Origin of the sequence: Delftia sp. SD018 (assembly GCF_017355445.1) — a bacterium.
Lineage (GTDB): Bacteria > Pseudomonadota > Gammaproteobacteria > Burkholderiales > Burkholderiaceae_C > Comamonas > Comamonas acidovorans.
Map to the genome: position 1 here is coordinate 261,181 of NZ_JADDRN010000001.1, position 18,027 is coordinate 279,207.

Annotated in this window: 16 protein-coding genes; 9 read left to right on the forward strand and 7 right to left on the reverse strand. The window is 67.6% G+C overall.

The features are described from left to right. Nucleotides 1–2 precede the first annotated feature (2 nt). Together INR38_RS01190 and INR38_RS01195 are read left to right on the forward strand one after the other, a co-directional pair. A complete protein-coding gene (locus INR38_RS01190) occupies nt 3–1,667 on the forward strand; it encodes an amidohydrolase (RefSeq protein WP_207441609.1) in 1,665 nt (554 codons plus the stop codon). Between the two features lies 1 nt (nt 1,668). After that, nucleotides 1,669–2,631, forward strand: coding sequence for a CobW family GTP-binding protein (locus tag INR38_RS01195; RefSeq protein WP_207441611.1), 963 nt, complete (start codon nt 1,669–1,671; stop codon nt 2,629–2,631). On the opposite strand, the gene INR38_RS01200 is transcribed toward INR38_RS01195, so the two are convergent. Continuing rightward, nucleotides 2,606–3,526 (reverse strand): LysR family transcriptional regulator, encoded by a 921-nt coding sequence (locus tag INR38_RS01200; RefSeq protein WP_012207461.1) that lies wholly within the window; start codon nt 3,524–3,526, stop codon nt 2,606–2,608. The two genes, INR38_RS01195 and INR38_RS01200, sit on opposite strands and share 26 nt — an antisense overlap. Before the next feature lie 166 nt (nt 3,527–3,692). Between INR38_RS01200 and INR38_RS01205 the strand changes: the two genes are divergently transcribed. After that, complete coding sequence (locus INR38_RS01205) at nt 3,693–5,108, forward strand: VOC family protein (protein WP_207441613.1); 1,416 nt, start codon at nt 3,693–3,695, stop codon at nt 5,106–5,108. 112 nt (nt 5,109–5,220) lie between these two features. After that, entirely contained in the window at nt 5,221–6,498 is a 1,278-nt protein-coding gene (locus INR38_RS01210) for a PLP-dependent aminotransferase family protein (protein ID WP_207441615.1), read from the forward strand. 109 nt (nt 6,499–6,607) lie between these two features. Here the strand turns inward: INR38_RS01210 and groL are convergent, their stop codons facing one another. The 3 genes from groL to INR38_RS01225 all read right to left on the reverse strand — a co-directional run bounded on the left by groL (nt 6,608) and on the right by INR38_RS01225 (nt 9,358). After that, nucleotides 6,608–8,251: a chaperonin GroEL gene (groL, locus tag INR38_RS01215; protein WP_013800679.1), complete on the reverse strand. Its 1,644-nt coding sequence runs from the start codon at nt 8,249–8,251 to the stop codon at nt 6,608–6,610. 46 nt (nt 8,252–8,297) lie between these two features. Then, nucleotides 8,298–8,588 carry a co-chaperone GroES gene (locus INR38_RS01220; protein ID WP_012207457.1) on the reverse strand — a complete coding sequence of 97 codons (291 nt, stop codon included), beginning with the start codon at nt 8,586–8,588 and terminating at the stop codon, nt 8,298–8,300. Nucleotides 8,589–8,773: 185 nt separating this feature from the next. After that, nucleotides 8,774–9,358: a TetR/AcrR family transcriptional regulator gene (locus INR38_RS01225; RefSeq protein ID WP_207441617.1), complete on the reverse strand. Its 585-nt coding sequence runs from the start codon at nt 9,356–9,358 to the stop codon at nt 8,774–8,776. Between the two features lie 85 nt (nt 9,359–9,443). On the opposite strand from INR38_RS01225, the gene INR38_RS01230 reads away from it, so the two are divergent. Continuing rightward, entirely contained in the window at nt 9,444–9,911 is a 468-nt protein-coding gene (locus INR38_RS01230) for a DUF1348 family protein (RefSeq protein ID WP_207441618.1), read from the forward strand. 71 nt (nt 9,912–9,982) lie between these two features. Here INR38_RS01230 and INR38_RS01235 read toward each other — a convergent pair whose 3' ends face one another. Both INR38_RS01235 and INR38_RS01240 read right to left on the reverse strand, forming a co-directional pair. Further along, nucleotides 9,983–10,309 (reverse strand): DUF4148 domain-containing protein, encoded by a 327-nt coding sequence (locus INR38_RS01235; RefSeq protein WP_207441619.1) that lies wholly within the window; start codon nt 10,307–10,309, stop codon nt 9,983–9,985. Between the two features lie 130 nt (nt 10,310–10,439). After that, nucleotides 10,440–11,939 carry an efflux transporter outer membrane subunit gene (locus INR38_RS01240; protein WP_207441620.1) on the reverse strand — a complete coding sequence of 500 codons (1,500 nt, stop codon included), beginning with the start codon at nt 11,937–11,939 and terminating at the stop codon, nt 10,440–10,442. Between the two features lie 89 nt (nt 11,940–12,028). On the opposite strand from INR38_RS01240, the gene INR38_RS01245 reads away from it, so the two are divergent. The 4 genes from INR38_RS01245 to INR38_RS01260 all read left to right on the forward strand — a co-directional run bounded on the left by INR38_RS01245 (nt 12,029) and on the right by INR38_RS01260 (nt 17,605). Continuing rightward, nucleotides 12,029–12,646: a TetR/AcrR family transcriptional regulator gene (locus INR38_RS01245; RefSeq protein ID WP_012207452.1), complete on the forward strand. Its 618-nt coding sequence runs from the start codon at nt 12,029–12,031 to the stop codon at nt 12,644–12,646. Between the two features lie 76 nt (nt 12,647–12,722). Next, nucleotides 12,723–13,880, forward strand: a complete 1,158-nt coding sequence (locus INR38_RS01250; RefSeq protein ID WP_207441622.1) for an efflux RND transporter periplasmic adaptor subunit — start codon at nt 12,723–12,725, stop codon at nt 13,878–13,880. Beyond that, nucleotides 13,873–16,941, forward strand: coding sequence for an efflux RND transporter permease subunit (locus INR38_RS01255; protein ID WP_207441624.1), 3,069 nt, complete (start codon nt 13,873–13,875; stop codon nt 16,939–16,941). Before INR38_RS01250 ends, INR38_RS01255 begins: the two co-directional genes overlap by 8 nt. Before the next feature lie 76 nt (nt 16,942–17,017). Beyond that, nucleotides 17,018–17,605 carry a peroxiredoxin gene (locus INR38_RS01260; RefSeq protein ID WP_198819539.1) on the forward strand — a complete coding sequence of 196 codons (588 nt, stop codon included), beginning with the start codon at nt 17,018–17,020 and terminating at the stop codon, nt 17,603–17,605. Nucleotides 17,606–17,623: 18 nt separating this feature from the next. On the opposite strand, the gene INR38_RS01265 is transcribed toward INR38_RS01260, so the two are convergent. Then, nucleotides 17,624–17,998, reverse strand: a complete 375-nt coding sequence (locus INR38_RS01265) for a DUF779 domain-containing protein (RefSeq protein WP_207441626.1) — start codon at nt 17,996–17,998, stop codon at nt 17,624–17,626. Nucleotides 17,999–18,027: the final 29 nt, after the last annotated feature.

The following is an 18,027-nucleotide window of genomic DNA, read 5'->3' on the forward strand; positions in this document are numbered from 1 at the left end:
CCATGAGCATCACCGTCTACGCCGCCCGCAAGATCATCACCATGAACCCCATGCAGCCCGAGGCCACGCACGTGGCCGTGCGCGACGGGCGCATCCTCGCGGTCGGGGACCTCGCGCGCTGCACGGCCTGGGGCGAATGCCGCGTCGACGAGCGCTTTGCCGACCAGGTGCTGCTGCCCGGGCTGGTGGAGGGCCACTGCCACCTCAAGGAAGGCAGCATGTGGGATTGGACATACACGGGCTGGTTCGACCGGCGCGACCCCGACGGAAAGACCTGGCCCGGCCTGCGCTCCATGGATGCCGTGGTGGACCGCCTGGCCGAGGTGGCGGCGCGCATGGATGCGCAGGGCCTGCCGCCCGGGCAGCCGCTGATCGCCTGGGGGTTCGATCCCATCTACTTTGGCGGCGAGCGCATGACGGTGGAGCACCTGGACCGGGCCGCCGCAGGCCGTCCCGTCGTGATCTCGCACGCCAACGGCCATCTGATGAACGTCAACAGCGCCATGCTGCGCCTGGCCGAGATCACGCGCGACAACGAGGTCGAGGGCGTGGTGCGCTTTGCGCCCGGCCACGCCCTGGCCGGCGAGCCCACGGGCGAGCTGCAGGAGCCGGCCGCCATGTTCCTGGTGCTGCGCAAGATCGGCAACGCCGGCCTGCTGGCGCCCATGACCGAGGCTGGCGTGCGCTCCTTTGCGCGCCTGGCCTGCCGCCAGGGCGTGACCACGGCCACCGACCTGGTCAACAGGCTGGGGGAGCAGGACTGCCGCGTGCTGGAGGCCGCGCTGGCCGACGACCCGGTGCCCATCCGCATCCTGCCGGCCTTCCAGGCGTTTCACGGCACGCATGGCGCCGAGGCCGGTGCCGGGCATGTGCGCACGCTCATGGCGCGCAACACCGACCGGCTGCGCTACGGCCTGGTCAAGATGATGCTGGACGGCTCCATCCAGGGCTTTTCGGCCCGCCTGCGCTGGCCCGGTCACTACAACGGCGCGCCCAACGGCATTTGGGTCACGGCGCCCGCGCAGTACGAGGCCGATTTCGAGACCTACCACCGCGCAGGCCTGCTCATCCATACGCACACCAATGGCGACGAGGCCAGCGAAGCCGCCATCGACGCCATAGGCCGCGTGCTGGCCCGCGCGCCCCGGCCCGACCACCGCCACACGCTGCAGCATGGCCAGATGATCGATGCGCCGCTGTTTCGCCGCATGGCGGCGCTGGGCCTGTGCGCCAACCTGTTCGCCAACCACCTCTGGTACTGGGGCGACCAGCACTACGAGATGACCATGGGGCCGGACCGGGCCATGCGGCTCGATGCCTGCGCCAGCGCGCTGGCCGCCGGCGTGCCGCTGGCCATCCACTCGGATGCGCCCGTCACGCCGCTGGGGCCGCTGTTCACCGCCTGGTGCGCGGTCCACCGGATCACGCCCAAGGGCCGCGTGCTGGGCGCGGCCGAGCGCCTGACCGTGGCCCAGGCCCTGCATGCCGTCACGCTGGGCGCGGCCTGGACACTGAAGCTGGACCACGAGATCGGCAGCATCGAATGCGGCAAGCGCGCCGACTTCTGCGTGCTGGAAGACGATCCGCTGTCCCTGGACCCCATGGTGCTCAAGGACCTCAGGGTCTGGGGCACGGTGCTGTCGGGGCGTGTCTTCAAGGCGGCATGACATGGGGCAGCGGTTGCCGTTCACGGTTATCGGCGGCTTCCTGGGCGCCGGCAAGACCACGCTGCTCAACCACTGGCTGCGCCATGCGGATGGCCAGCGGCTGGCGGTGCTGGTCAACGACTTCGGTGCGCTCAACATCGATGCAGGCCTGATCAAGGCCCACAGCGGCGACACCATCGCGCTGACCAATGGCTGCGTGTGCTGCCAGATCGGCGATGACCTGTCCATGGCCCTGATCGGCGTGCTGCAGCAGCGCGAGCGCTTCGACGCCGTGGTGGTCGAGGCCAGCGGCGTCTCCGACCCCTGGCGCATTGCCCAATTGGGCCTGGCCGATCCCGCACTGGCGCTGGACGGCGTCATCGTGGTTATCGATGCCGCTGCCCTGCCCGGGCAGGCGGCCGATCCGCTGCTGGCCGACACGCTGCAGCGCCAGGTGGCCCGGGCCGATCTGGTCATCGTCAACAAGACCGATCTGGCCGATGCCCGGACCCTGGAGCGCGTGCACGGCTGGATAGCCAGCCACGCGCCAGCCGCGCAACGCTGCGATGTGCACGAAGCCCGGGTGCCCGTGGAGCTGCTCAGCGGCGCAGCCCTGCTGCGTGGCGTGCGGGAGGTTTCATGGGGTGCCGGCACTGCGCGCCCCATGCATGGCCGGCAGTTCGAGACCTGGTCCTGCCAGCCGCCCGGGGTGCTGTCCGAGACGGCCCTGCAGGCGTGGCTGCAGGCCATGCCGGCTGGCGTGCTGCGGCTCAAGGGCGTGGTGCAGACCGGGGCGGGCCATTGGAGCGAGCTTCAGTTTGCCGGGCGCAGCGGCCGGCTGCGTGCCGCATCAGCGCCCGCGCCCGCGCAGCAGCAGGTGCCCGCCATCGTGGCCATCGGCCTGGCCGGGCAACTGCCGGTGGCCGCGCTGCAGGCGCTGGTGGCAGGCGCTGCGGGCGTCAGGGCTGCGGGCCGTCCCGCATGAAATCCTGGGCCGCCTGCTGCAGCCACTCGCGCAGGCTTTGCAGCGGCGGGTAGTTGCCGCGGCTCGTGGGCCAGGCCAGGTAGTAGCGCTCGGCGCTTTCCATCTCGGGCAGATGGGGCAGGGCACGCACCAGATCGCCCTGGGCCAGTTCCCGCTCGATCAGAAAGCGTGGCAGCAAGGCCACGCCCACGCCGGCGATGGCGGCCTGGGCGGCGGTGGCGAACTGGTCGAACAGCATGCCCTGGCCCTCGGCCATGGGCGCATGGTGCACGGACAGCCAGCGCTGCCAGGCATCGGGGCGCGATGCCAGGTGCAGCAGCGGCGCCTGCAGCAGGTCCTGGGGCTGGGCAAAGCCATGCTGGGCCAGCAGGGCGGGGCTGCAGGCAGGCACCACGGTCTCGCTCATCAGAAAGGCCAGCTCGGCGCCCGGCCAGTGCGGCAGGCCGAAATGGATGGCGGCGTCCACGGCTTCGAGCTGGAAGTCGAACTGGGACAGCCGCGTCGTCAGGTTGATGGTGATGCCCGGGTGGGCGCTGAAGAACTGCGGCAGGCGCGGCGCCAGCCAGCGCGTGCCGAAGGTGGGCAGGATGGCCAGGTTCAGGCTGCCGCCGCGCGGGTTGGCCCGAAAGCCCAGCGTGGCGGTGGAGATGCGCATCAGCGCGCCGCGTATCTCCTGGGCATAGGCCTGGCCGGCCGGACTGAGCCGCACGGTCTGGCGCTCGCGCACAAAGAGCTCCGCCTCCAGCCGCTCCTCCAGCGCGCGGATCTGGCGGCTGACGGCGCTTTGCGTCAGGTGCAGCTCGGCCGCAGCTGCCGTGAAGCTCTGGTGCCGGGCCGCCGCCTCGAAGGCGCACAGCAGGGACATGGGGGGCAGGAAACGGCGGGACAGCAGCATGGCAGAGGGCGGTGGGGCAATCGTGGGAGGGGCATTCTGTTTGGGAATGACCTATGGGCCTGATTATCGTTTGACCAGGCTCAAGGCGCAGACCTAGCATGCGTGCCAGGAATCCACCCCGCCGCAGGGCTGCCCTGTGGCTCCAACTTCAGTCCCCACGAGCACCATGTCCTCTACGCCTGCCCACACCTTCGTGCCCTCCGACGAGATCCGCGCACGGTTTTCCAGCGCCATGTCCGAGATGTACCGCGATGAAGTGCCCCAGTACGGCACGCTGATCGAACTCGTGGCCGACATCAACCAGCGCACGCTGCAGGCCGAGCCCGCGCTGCTGGCCCGGATGCAGCGCAGTGGCGAGCTGGCCCGCCTGGGCGTGGAGCGCCACGGCGCCATCCGCGTGGGCACGGCGGCCGAGCTGTCCATGCTGCGCCGCCTGTTCGCCATCATGGGCATGGAGCCCGTGGGCTACTACGACCTGTCGGTGGCCGGCGTGCCCGTGCACTCCACGGCCTTCCGTCCCGTGGGCGATGCGGCGCTGCTGGCCAACCCTTTCCGCGTCTTCACCTCGCTGCTGCGCCTGGACCTGATTGCCGACGAGGCGCTGCGCGCCCAGGCGGGCGCCATCCTGGCGCAACGCAGCATCTTCACCGAACGCGCGCTGGCGCTGATCGCCCAGGCCGAAGCCAACGGCGGCCTCACCGATGCCGAGGCCGATGAATTCGTCGGCGAGGCGCTGGAGACCTTCCGCTGGCACAGCGAGTCCACCGTGGACGGCACCACCTACGACGCGCTGCACAAGGCCCACCGCCTGATCGCCGACGTGGTCTGCTTCAAGGGCCCGCACATCAACCACCTGACACCGCGCACGCTGGACATCGATGCCGCCCAGGCCGCCATGCCCGAGCGCGGCATGGACGCCAAGGACGTGGTCGAAGGCCCGCCGCGCCGCGCCTGCCCCATCCTGCTGCGCCAGACCAGCTTCAAGGCGCTCAAGGAGACCGTGCGTTTTGCGGGCGATGCCACGGGCGCGGGCTCGCACACGGCGCGCTTCGGCGAGATCGAGCAGCGCGGCGTGGCGCTCACGCGCAAGGGCCGCGCGCTCTACGACCAGCTGCTGGCCCAGGTGCGCGACATGGGCAGCGCAGGCAGTGCCGCACCCGACTACGGCAGCCGCCTGGCCCAGGTCTTCGAGGCTTTCCCCGACACCCATGAGCAGCTGCGCTGTCAAGACCTGGCCTTCTACCGCTTCACGCTGAGCGACGAGGGAGCCGCCCTGGCCGCAGGCGAGGCCGCAGCGGCCGCCGCCTCGGACCTGGACGCCCTGATCGCCCGCGGCCTGGCCCAGGCCGAGCCCATCGTCTACGAAGACTTCCTGCCCGTGAGCGCGGCCGGCATCTTCCAGTCCAACCTGGGCGGCGAAGAGCAAAAGCAGTACGCGGCCCATGCGGCCCAGCAGGCCTTCGAGGCCGACCTGGGTGCCCGCGTGCATGACGAGATCGCGCTGTACGAGCAGGCCCAGCAGCGATCCATCGACCAGCTGCGCAGCGCGCTGCGCGGCCAGGCCACCAAGGTCGCCGCATAGGCGCCGACCCGGGCTGAGCCCGGCCACCGTTGATCCCCTTCCCCGGGGCGCATGCACAGGCGCCAGGCCTGCGCGTGCGCCCCTTTGTTTTTGCCATTTGCCGGAGGCCTTCATGAGCACCGCAGACCAGGGCGCGTCGTCGCCCACCGCCCATCTGTTCAACCCGCTGTTCGCACAGCCCGAAGGCTCGCCGATCCGCGAGCTGTTTCCCTACCTGAGCCGTCCCGGCATGCTCTCGCTGGCCGGAGGCTATCCATCGCCCAGCCTGTTCGATGCCGAAGGTTTGCAGCAGGCCGCCATGGCCGCGCTGCAGCAGGATGCCGCCACCAGCCTGCAGTACGGCGCCAGCGAAGGCCAGCTTGCGCTGCGCGAAGCCCTGGCCGCGCTGTGCGCCACGCGCGGCATTGCCTGCACGCCGGCCGACATGATCGTGACCACGGGCTCGCAGCAGGCCTTCGACCTGCTGGTCAAGGTGCTGGTGGAGCCCGGCGATCCGGTGCTGGTCGAGGTGCCCGCCTACCCGGCCACGCTGCAGACCCTGAAGCTGGCCCAGGCACAGGTCGTTGCCGTGCCCACGGACGAGCAGGGCCTGGACACCGAGGCCCTGGCCCGCCTGCTGGCGCAGTGGCCCCATGCGCGTGCCCCCAAGCTGCTCTATACCGTGCCCAACTTCTCCAACCCGGGCGGCACCCTGCTGCCCGCGGCGCGGCGCACGGCCCTGGTGGAGCTGGCGCGCCAGCATGGCTTTGTCATCGTCGAGGACGACCCCTATGGCGAGCTGCGCTTTACCGGCCAGCGCGAACCGTCGATCTACGAAACGGGCCTGGCGCTGTGCGGCGCCCAGGCCAATCCCGTGGTTTACCTGTCCAGCCTGTCCAAGACCGTGGCGCCTGCGCTGCGCATCGGCTGGATGCTGGCCGACGCCCAACTGCTGCGCCGCTGCACCATCGCCAAGCAGACGGCCGATCTGTGCACCTCGCCGCTGGCGCAGATGATCGCCGCGCACTATCTGCGCTCGGGCCGCTATGCGCCCCAGCTGGCCCAGGCCTGCGCCGAGTACGCGGCGCGCATGGATGCGCTGTGCTCTGGCATGCAGTCGGCGCTGGGCGATCAGATCCGCTTCGTGCGGCCTGCGGGGGGCATGTTCGTCTGGGCCCAGCTGCTGCCGCCGCAGCGGCTTGCGGGCGACTCCCAGGCCCTGGCCCGTGCGCTGTTCACGGCAGCGGTGGAGCAGGGCGTGCTCTATGTGCCGGGCAAGGCCTTCTTCCCGGCCGATGCGGCAGACAAGGCCGGCCTGTGCATGCGCCTGTCGTATGCGGCGCCCACCGTGCCCCAGATCACCGAGGCCGTGGCACGCCTGGGCCGGGCCTGGGGCCAGGCCGTGTCCTGAAAGACATCGGCAAAAGCGTTCATGCAATGACAAAGGCCGCCCGAGGGCGGCCTTTGTCTTGCTGGGCAAACCGGGCATGGCGCAAGGCCTGCCCGGTTGCGGCGGGCAATTACATGCCCATGCCGCCCATGCCACCCATGCCGCCCATGTCGGGCATGGCAGGGCCGCCTTCAGCCTTGGGAGACTCGGCGATCATGGCTTCGGTCGTCAGCAGCAGCGATGCCACGGAAGCGGCGTTCTGCAGGGCTGTACGCGTCACCTTGGTCGGGTCCAGGATACCCATTTCCAGCATGTCGCCGTAGGTGTCGTTGGCAGCGTTGAAGCCGTAGTTGCCCGAGCCGTTCAGCACGGCGTTGACCACCACCGAGGGCTCGCCACCGGCGTTGGCCACGATTTCGCGCAGGGGCGCTTCGATGGCCTTCATGATCAGCTTGATGCCGGCGTCTTGCTCGGCATCGCCGGTCTTCAGGTCGCCCACGGCTTGCTTGGCACGCAGCAGAGCCACGCCGCCGCCGGCCACGATGCCTTCTTCCACAGCAGCGCGGGTAGCGTGCAGGGCGTCTTCAACGCGGGCCTTCTTTTCCTTCATCTCGACTTCGGTGGCAGCGCCAACCTTGATCACGGCAACGCCGCCAGCCAGCTTGGCCACGCGCTCTTGCAGCTTTTCGCGGTCGTAGTCGCTGGTGGCTTCTTCGATCTGGATGCGGATCTGCTTGACGCGGGCTTCGATTTCAGCAGCTTGGCCAGCACCGTCAATGATGGTGGTGTTTTCCTTGCCGATTTCGATGCGCACTGCCTGGCCCAGGTCTTCCAGGGTCACCTTGTCCAGCGCCAGGCCCACTTCTTCAGCGATGACCTTGCCGCCCGTCAGGATGGCGATGTCTTCCAGCATGGCCTTGCGGCGGTCGCCGAAGCCAGGAGCCTTGACAGCCACAACCTTCAGGATGCCGCGGATGGTGTTGACCACCAGCGTTGCCAGGGCTTCGCCTTCGACGTCTTCTGCAATGATCAGCAGGGGACGGCCGGCCTTGGCCACGGCTTCCAGCGTGGGCAGCAGGTCACGGATGTTGCTGATCTTCTTGTCGAACAGCAGCACGAAGGGGTTGTCCAGCAGGGCAACCTGCTTTTCAGGGTTGTTGATGAAGTAGGGCGACAGGTAGCCGCGGTCGAACTGCATGCCCTCGACGACGTCGAGTTCGTTGGCCAGCGACTTGCCTTCTTCAACGGTGATCACGCCTTCCTTGCCGACCTTGTCCATGGCTTCGGCAATGATGCTGCCCACGGATTCGTCGGAGTTGGCGGAGATCGAGCCGACCTGGGCGATTTCCTTGGAGGTGGTGGTGGCCTTGGATTGCTTCTTCAGCTCTTCCACCAGGGCGGCGACAGCCTTGTCGATGCCGCGCTTGAGGTCCATGGGGTTCAGGCCGGCGGCCACGTACTTGGTGCCTTCGCGGACGATGGCCTGTGCCAGCACGGTGGCGGTGGTCGTGCCATCACCGGCGATGTCGTTGGTCTTGGAGGCCACTTCCTTCACGAGCTGGGCGCCCATGTTCTGCAGCTTGTCCTTGAGTTCGATTTCCTTGGCGACCGAGACACCGTCCTTGGTCACGGTGGGGGCGCCGAAGGAGCGCTCCAGCACCACGTTGCGGCCCTTGGGGCCCAGGGTGACCTTGACCGCGTTGGCCAGGATGTTCACGCCTTCAACCATGCGGGCGCGTGCTTCGCCGCCGAAAACTACGTCTTTTGCTGCCATTTCAATTCTCCGGATTCAGTTGGAAAGTGCGGTTTCGAAGCGCGGATTACTTTTCGACGACTGCGAACAGGTCGTCTTCCTTCATCACCAGCAGTTCGTCGCCATGGACCTTGACGGTCTGGCCGCTGTACTTGCCGAACAGAACGCGGTCACCGACCTTCACGTTCAGAGCGATCACTTCGCCCTTGTCGTTCTTCTTGCCGGGGCCCACTGCCAGCACTTCGCCCTGGTCGGGCTTCTCGGCGGCATTCTCGGGGATCACGATGCCCGAAGCCGTCTTGGTTTCGTTCTCGAGGCGCTTCACGATCACGCGATCGTGCAGGGGACGCAGGTTCATACCAACTCCTAAATCATCAACAAAGTTGAAACAAAGACTTGCCGGCCCGGCGGGCCGGCATTCGAAGCAATGTGGGACAGAGGACTGTTAGCACTCATGCCCAACGAGTGCTAATAATAAGGCAATTCGGCCAGGATTCAAGAGGTAGGGTCGATGTGCCGCAAGACGGCACACCCGGTGCGGCACTAGCGCAAGGGCAGGGGCCGATTCACAACCCCCGCTGCCGCTGCCTTGAAGTTCTCCATGACTTCATCGATCGGCTGACCCATCTGCGCATGGACGATGGCGCCGTCCGCCACCAGGGTGAGCGCAGCGCCCACGGACACGGGATGGCCATCGAACAGGCGATCCAGCACGGACGACATTTCCTGCTTGTGCCGCCGGACCGTTGCCAGGATCTCAGGGTCGGACGAGCCCAGTTCGGCAGCGGCGTTGAGAAAGGCGCAGCCCCGAAAGTCGGGCTGGCCGAACCAGCTCCTGAGGGTGGCGGACAGGGCATCCAACGCGGACGAGCCCGTCGCGGTCGCCTGCGCCAGGCTGGCCTGGAACCAGGAAATCCACCGTTCATGGCGGTAGTCGAGGTACGCCCGGATCAGGTCGTCCTTGCTGGCGTACTGGCGGTAGAAGGTGACTTTGCTGACCGACGACCGCTCGATGATCCGGTCCACACCCGTGGCCCGGATGCCCTCTGCGTAGAAGAGGCCATGGGCTGCCACCAGGATGCGCTCGCGGGGCGGCAATGACTCGAAGGATGGCTCGGAAGTTTTCATGAAGACATTGTAGACAGATCGTTCCACCTCCGTTAGAGTGGCGCATGTAGACAGATCGTTCTACATCTCTTCAAAAGGTCACATCATGGAAACTCGCCCACCCCTGCCCCCGTTCTCGCTCGCAAGCGCCGTCCAAAAGGTCCGTCTGGCCGAGGATGGATGGAACACACGCGATGCGGCCAAGGTCGCGATAGCCTATACCCTCGACACGAAATGGCGCAACCGGGCGGAGTTCGCCAACAGCCGCGCCGAGGCCCAGGCCCTTCTTGAGAGGAAGTGGAAGAAGGAACTTGACTACCGACTGATCAAGGAGCTTTGGCTGTACGCGGAAAACCGGATCGCAGTCCGCTACGCCTATGAGTGGCACGACGATGCCGGGAACTGGTTCCGGTCGTACGGCAACGAGAACTGGGAGTTCGAGGCCGACGGTCTCATGCGCCGGCGCTTCGCATGCATCAACGACATGCCCATCCAGGAGTCGGAGCGCAAGTTCCACTGGCCGCTGGGGCGTCGCCCCGATGACCACCCCGGGCTGTCCGACCTGGGCCTGTAGGCAAAGCCCCGGGCCACGTCCCCAGGCAGCCAGCCGCTGCCGCGGTGGCCTGGGCGAGGATGAGCTCCGCCTTACCGACTCAGCGCCTTGCGGACCTCCGCCTGAAACGCCTCGCTGTTGCGAAGGCGCAGGTACTCCTGGTATGCAGCCCGATATTCCTGCGTTTCGACTCCGTAGGAGATCGATATCTCCGCATGGCGGTCCAATCCGGCGCGGCGCCAGAGTGCGAGATCGGCGATGACTTCGGCGCGGGAAAGCGCAGCGTCCGATGTGGCTGCCGAGGCGTCTTGCGGCTGCGAATAGGCTGCGAAGCAGGTCGAGAAGGCGATGGCCGCAAGCGCCGGCTTCAGGAGGCGTGCGGCTGCAGCAACGGTGGGGGAGGGGGTTGTGTTTGACATGGTTTGACAGATGGAGTGGGTGGAGCCGGGCCATGGCTTCGGCCGCCTGCTTGGACAGGTCGCCTGGGCCGCAGGGGTGTTCGGTTTCTTTGCTGTGTGGAAAGGGGGCTCCTTTCGGGAAGTGGCGGGTTCAGGGGGCAACGCTGGCGGGCAGACCGTGGCTGGCGGCTGCCAATGCCCTGGAAGGCTCCGGCGTCCAGCCGCCGCCCAGCGCCTTGAAGATCGCGACCGTTGATCGCGCCGACTCCGTCCGGGCCAGCGCCTGTGCATCGAGCACGCCCAGCAGGCTTTCATCCGCCTGCAGCACCTCGATCAGGCTGACCACGCCCCTGTCGTAGGCGGCGCCTGCGGCCTGCCGGGCCCGCGTGAGCGCATCCGCGCCCCTGGCGAGCACGGCCATCAGCTCCTGCCGCCTGTCCAGCGAGACCAGGGCGTTCTCCACTTCTTCCGTGGCGCGCAGTACCGACTGCCGGTAGGCGGCAAGGCTTTCCGCCTCCTGTGCCTGCGCCTGGTGGATCTGGGCGTTGATGCGACCGAAGTCGAACAGCCGCCAGCGCAGGCCGCCCACAACGCTGGCCTGCGACGCGCCGGCGCTGAAGAGATTGCCTGCGGAGATGGAGGTGGCGCTGCCGATCAGGCCGCTGATCGACAGCTTCGGGTAGTACTCGGCGATCGCCACGCCGATGCGTGCGTTCGACGCTGCCAGGCGCCGCTCCGCCGCGATGAGGTCCGGGCGTCGCCGCAGCAGATCGCCGGGCGCCTCCGCCAGGGAAAGGGTTGGCAGCACGGGGACCGGGCGGGGATCGGCCAGCTCGGCCCGGTGCGTGCCGGGTGCCGTGGCCAGCATCACGTCCATGGCGTTGAGCGCGGCTTCGAGCGCATTTTCCAGCGGTGGGATGGTTGCTTGCGCCCGCGCAAGTGCCCCCTCGACCTGGCGCAATTGAAGCTCTGATGCCAGGCCTTTGCCAAACCGGAGTTCGACGATGGAGCGCAGTTGCTGCTGGGTTTGCACTTGCGAGCGTGCCACTGCCAGCCGCGACTGCAGGCCGCGAATCTGGATATAGGTGTCCGCAGTCTGGGCGGCCACCGCGAGCCGCACGGCAGTGGCGCCGGCTTCCGATGCCTGGTACTCGGCCAGGGAGGCCTGCCTGGCCCTGCGCAGGCCGCCGAAGAGATCAAGCTCCCAGCTGGCTCCGAGGTTGGCCTCCTGGGCGCTGCCGTAGCGATCGAACCCCGGCATGGAGTCGAGCACCCGGCCCAGCGGAGTCTCGACCGACTGATAGCTCCTGGCCGTTTGCGCCGAGATCTGGGCCGACGGCAGCAACGCAGCTGCCGCCGCATCCAGCCCGGCGCGTGCCTGAAGCACGCGGCCAGCGGCCTGGGCAACATCCAGGTTTTGCTGCAGTGCCGCCGTGACGAGGCGCGCCATCTGCGGATCGCCAAAGGCTGCCCACCAGGCTGCAAGGTCCGTGGAGGAGGCCGGCGAGGGCGGCTTGGTCTCACCCAGAACGCGGCTGCCCATGTAGGCCTGGGGCAGGGCCGGGGCGGGCGGCTGGTAGTCAGGGCCTACCGCACACCCTGCACAGAGGCTGGCGAGCATCAGAAAGACGGGGGCGGCAAGACGCGGCATGTTCAACAGTCAGAAGCGTGGTGACGCTGTGACTATATTCCAAAATAGTCACTTGCATAGTATTTTTTTGATGGAGTAAGCTAGGCCGCATGAGCACCACCAACGTCTATCCGACCTCTGCGCGCGGCCCGGTCGAACACGATGTCCGGCAACAGATCGTGACTGCGGCGAAAGAGCATTTCAGCCGCTACGGCTACGAGAAAACCACGGTGTCCGACCTTGCCAAGGCCATCGGCTTTTCCAAGGCCTACATCTACAAGTTCTTCGAGTCCAAGCAGGTCATCGGCGAGATGATCTGTTCCAACTGCCTGATGGAGATGGAGGCGGAGATCCGCCAGGCCGTCGCCAGCACGGATGCGCCTCCCGAGCAGCTGCGGCGCCTGTTCAAGGCGATCGTCGCTGTCACGCTGCGGCTTTTCTCCGAAGACCGCAAGCTGTACGAGATCGCCATTTCGGCGTCGGCCGAGCGCTGGCAGGCAGCGCAGGCCTATGAGGAACGCATGCATCAGCTGCTGCTGCAGATACTCGATGCCGGGCGCCAGCGGGGCGACTTCGAGCGCAAGACGCCACTGGATGAAACCGGGCGTGCCATCTTCCTGGTCATGCTCCCCTATCTGAACCCGGTGATGCTGCAGCACAGCCTCGACCATGCGGACGAGGCGCCGGCACAACTGGCCGGATTGGTGCTGAGAAGCCTGTCGCCCTAAAATCCGCAGTTGTGACCATTGACATAAATGGTCACTAATCACAGAATCGGGTCCTGCTCATTGATCGGGACCCCTCATGCTTCGGCACCGCCATCTGTCCATCGCCGCTGTCGGCGCACTGTCACTTGCACTCGCTGCCTGCGGCAAAAGCACGCCGCCGGATCCGCGCACCCAGCCACCCCTCGTTCGTACCACCCTGGTAGCGCCAGGCAATGCTTCCGAGCGCGTTTTCACCGGCACCATCGCGGCCAGGGTGCAGGGCGATCTTGGATTTCGCGTGGCCGGCAAGGTGCTCGAGCGCCTGGTGGATACAGGCCAGACGGTCAGGCGGGGCCAGGCATTGCTGCGCCTCGACCCGGTGGACCTGAAGCTGGCCGCCCATGCCCAGCAGGAGGCCGTCGCAGCCGCCAGGGCACGGGCTCAGCAGGCCAGCGACGAGGAGCAGCGCTACCGTGACCTGCAGGGAACGGGTGCCGTTTCGGCCTTGGCCCATGAACAGATCAAGGCGGCCGCGGATTCCGCCCGCGCCCAGCTCAGGTCGGCCGAAGCGCAGGCCGCTGCAGCGCTGAACGCCAGCCGCTACGCCGAACTGCTGGCCGATGCCGATGGCATCGTGATGGAAACACTTGCCGAGCCTGGCCAGGTCGTCAGTGCCGGCCAGGTGGTCGTGCGCCTCGCCCATGCCGGCAGGCGCGAAGCGGTCGTCCAGTTGCCTGAAACACTGCGCCCGGCGCTGGGCTCGGCGGCCCAGGCCCGCCTGTTCGGCAGGGAGGATGTGGTCATCCCCGCCAGACTGCGCCAGCTGTCCGATGTGGCCGACCGGGCCACCCGCACCTTTGAGGCCCGCTATGTGCTGGACGCCGGCGCGGCGGCCAGCGCCCCGCTGGGCAGCACGGTCACGCTCAGGATTGGCGGGACATCGACATCGACAGCGACGGCCGGCAAGTCAACCCTGCAGGTCCCCATCGGCGCCATCCTCAATGAGGGCAAGGGCGCCGCTGTCTGGGTGGTGCAGGGCGATCAGGTCAGGCGCCAGCCCGTCACCGTGGTTCAGGTGCAGGACGGCAATGCCCAGGTGGTGGGTGCGCTCGGCCTGGGGGAGCGGATCGTCGCGCTCGGCGCGCATTTGCTGAGCGAGGGCGCGCAGGTGCGGCTGGACAGTGAGGCGCCGGCGCCTTCAACGGCAACAACGTCCACGGCGTCCTCCGTGTCCACGGGAGCGTCCCGTGAGTGAAGGCCGTTTCAACCTATCGGCGCTTGCCGTCCGTGAGCGCTCCATCACGCTGTTCCTGATCCTGCTGATTTCGCTGACGGGTGTCTTTGCCTTCCTGAAGCTGGGCCGGGCGGAGGATCCGGCCTTCACCGTCAAGGTCATGACCATCATCACGGCCTGGCCTGGCGCCACCCCGCAGGAAATGCAGGACCAGGTGGCAGAGAAGCTGGAAAAGCGCCTGCAGGAGCTGCGCTGGTATGACCGCACCGAAACCTTCGTCAGGCCGGGGCTGGCCTTCACCACGCTGACCCTGCTCGACTCCACGCCCCCCGGCGAGGTGCAGGAGGAGTTCTACCAGGCACGCAAGAAGCTCGGTGACGAGGCCCGCAACCTGCCGGCGGGCGTGATCGGCCCGATGGTGAACGACGAGTACGCCGACGTGACCTTTGCGATCTACGCCCTCAAGGCGCGCGGCGAGGAGCCCAGGGCGCTGGTGCGCGATGCCGAAGCCTTGCGCCAGCGTCTTTTGCATGTGCCGGGCGTCAAGAAGGTCAACATCGTCGGCGAGCAGTCCGAGCGGATCTACGTGGAGTTCTCGCACGAGCGCCTGGCCACGCTGGGCATCGGTCCGCAGGACGTCTTCGCGGCATTGAACAACCAGAACGCACTCACGCCTGCCGGGTCGGTGGAGACCCAGGGACCCCAGGTGTTCATCCGCATCGACGGGGCGTTCGACGCGCTGCAGAAGATCCGCGACACGCCCATCGTGGCCCAGGGCCGCACGGTCAAGCTGTCCGACATCGCCACCGTCCAGCGTGGCTACGAAGATCCCTCGACCTTCATCATCCGCAACGGCGCGGAGCCGGCCTTGCTGCTGGGCGTCGTCATGCGCGACGGCTGGAACGGGCTGGACCTGGGCAAGGCGCTGGACCGGGAGGTGGGCGCCATCAACGCAGACATGCCGCTGGGCATGGGCCTGAGCAAGGTGACGGACCAGGCCGTGAACATCAGCGCCTCCGTCGATGAGTTCATGCTCAAGTTCCTGGCCGCGCTGCTGGTCGTGCTGGTGGTGTGCTTCGCCAGCATGGGCTGGCGCGTTGGCGTGGTGGTGGCTGCGGCCGTGCCGCTGACGCTGGCGGCCGTGTTCATCATCATGGCCGCCACGGGAAAGAATTTCGACCGCATCACGCTCGGCTCGCTGATCCTTGCGCTGGGCCTGCTGGTGGACGACGCCATCATCGCCATCGAGATGATGGTGGTGAAGATGGAGGAGGGCTACGACCGCGTGGCCGCGTCCGCCTACGCCTGGAGCCATACCGCGGCGCCCATGCTGTCCGGAACGCTGGTGACGGCGGTGGGCTTCATGCCCAACGGGTTCGCCCGCTCCGCTGCAGGCGAGTACACCAGCAACATGTTCTGGATCGTCGGCATCGCGCTCATCGCGTCCTGGGTGGTGGCCGTGGTGTTCACGCCCTATCTGGGCGTGAAGATGCTGCCCCCTCTCAAGAAGGTCGAAGGCGGACATGCGGTGATGTATGGCACGCCCCGCTACGAGCGCCTGCGGCGCGTGCTGGGCAAGGTGATCGCCCGCAAGGGCATGGTGGCCGCAGTCGTGGGCGGGCTCATGGTGGCTTCCGTGCTGGGCATGTCCATCGTGAAGAAGCAGTTCTTTCCCATCTCCGACCGGCCCGAGGTGATGGTCGAGGTGCAGATGCCCTACGGCACCTCCATCGGCCAGACGAGCGAGACCACCCGCACGGTGGAAGCCTGGCTGCTGCAGCAGCCCGAATCGGAGATCGTGACCGCCTATATCGGCCAGGGCGCACCGCGCTTTTTTCTGGCCATCTCCCCTGAGCTGCCCGACCCGTCGTTCGCCAAGATCGTCGTGCGCACCGCCAACCAGGCGCAGCGCGACGCGCTCAAGCTGCGGCTGCGCGAGGCCATCGCCCAGGGACTGGCTCCGCAGGCGCAGGTGCGCGCATCGCAGATCGTGTTCGGGCCGTACTCCCCGTTCCCCGTGGCGTATCGCGTCTCCGGCCCCGACCCGCAGCGGCTGCGCGACATTGCCGGCCAGGTGCACCAGGTGCTGCACGACAGCCCGATGATGCGGACCGTGAACTCCGACTGGGGCGTGCGCACCCCCGTCATGCGCTTCACCCTGGACCAGGACCGGCTGCAGGCCATGGGCCTGACCTCCACGGCAGTCGCGCAGCAGCTGCAGTTCCTGCTCAGCGGCGTGCCCGTGACCACCGTGCGCGAGGACATCCGCACCGTGCAGGTGATGGCGCGTTCTGCGGGCGGCACCCGCCACGATGTGGCGAGGGTCGGCGACTTCACGCTCACCAACGCCACTGGCCAGCGCATACCGCTGTCGCAGCTGGGCGAGGTCACCGTGCAGATGGAGGAGCCCGTCATGCGCCGCCGCGACCGCATGCCCACCATCACGGTCCGCGGTGACATCGATGACAGCCTGCAGCCGCCCGATGTCTCGGCGGCCATCACCCGGCAGCTGGAGCCCATCAGGAAGGCGTTGCCTGCGGGCTACCGCATCGACGAGGCCGGCTCCATCGAGGAATCCGGCAAGGCCATGACGGCCATGCTGCCCCTGTTCCCGATCATGATCGCCATCACGCTGATCATCATCATCTTGCAGGTGCGGTCGATATCGGCCATGGTCATGGTGTTCCTGACCAGCCCCCTGGGATTGATCGGCGTGGTGCCGACGCTCATCGTCTTTCAGCAGCCCTTCGGCATCAATGCACTGGTGGGGCTGATCGCGCTGTCGGGCATCCTGATGCGCAACACGCTGATCCTGATCGGGCAGATCCAGCACAACGAGCGGGAGGGGCTTGCGCCGTTCCAGGCGGTGGTGGAGGCCACTGTCCAGCGCGCCCGGCCCGTGATCCTGACCGCGCTGGCGGCGATCCTGGCCTTCATCCCGCTGACCCAATCGGTGTTCTGGGGAACGCTGGCCTATACGCTGATCGGCGGCACGCTCGCCGGCACGGTGCTCACGCTGGTCTTCCTGCCCGCCATGTACTCGATCTGGTTCAGGATCAGGCCCGGCGAAGCAGGGCGCTGATGCACGGCACACGCGCCCAGGGCTTTGGCCGATTGGCCACAATGGAGCATCCCGTTCCAGGCTCAGGAGGCCATGCATGTCCGATATCCGCTGCGGCGATTCCACCCACCCACGCGCATCCCTGGGCCGCCGCTGCGCGCGTGCCGCCGCTCCCCTGCTGGCGGCGCTGCTGCTGTCGCCGCTGGCCCAGGCCGCGCTCAAGGTGGGCGACAGCGCGCCGCGCTTCACCACGCCGGCTGCGGTGGCGGGCAAGGCCTTTGATTTCGACATGGCCGCCACGCTCAGGAAGGGGCCGGTGGTGCTGTATTTCTTCCCCAAGGCCTTCACCCAGGGCTGCACCATGGAAGCCCACGCCTTTGCCGAGGCCACGCCGCGTTTCGCGGCCATGGGCGCCACGGTGGTGGGCATGTCGCATGACGACATCGATACGCTCAAGCGCTTTTCCACCGAGGCCTGCCGCGACCAGTTCGCCGTGGCATCGGACCCGCAGGCGCAGACCATCCGCGCCTACGACGCCTCGGCCGCCGCCGACCCCCAGCGCGCCGACCGCATCTCCTACGTGATCGGCCAGGACGGCAAGGTCCGCTTCGTGCACATCGGCTCGGACCCGGACGAGCATGTGCGCCAGACCGAGGCCGCGGTCAAGCGGCTGACCGGAAAGTAGCCCGCCGCGCGGCCCCTGTCAGGGGCCGTTGCCCTCGCTGGCCAGGATCTCGGCGTATTCCTCGTCCGTGAACAGCCTGGAGCGTGTGTGGAAGGCCTTGCCCGTGCTGCCCTCCAGTGAGAAGGTGCCGCCTTGGCCCTCGATCACGTCCAGGATGAGCTGGGTGTGCTTCCAGTATTCGTACTGGGACTTGCCAATGTAGAAGGGCGCGCCGCCCACCTGGCCCAGCAGCACGTCCTGGGCGCCTATCGTCAGCTCGCCGGGCAGGTAGCAGTTGGCGGCGCTGTTGTCGCAGCAGCCCCCGGACTGGTGGAAGAACACCGGCCCGTGCTGGGCCTGCAGGTCGGCGATCAGCGCCAGCGCGGCGCCTGTGGCAGTCACTTTGTCAACCATGGGTTGGCCCTTTCCTGGGCGGCCGGCCG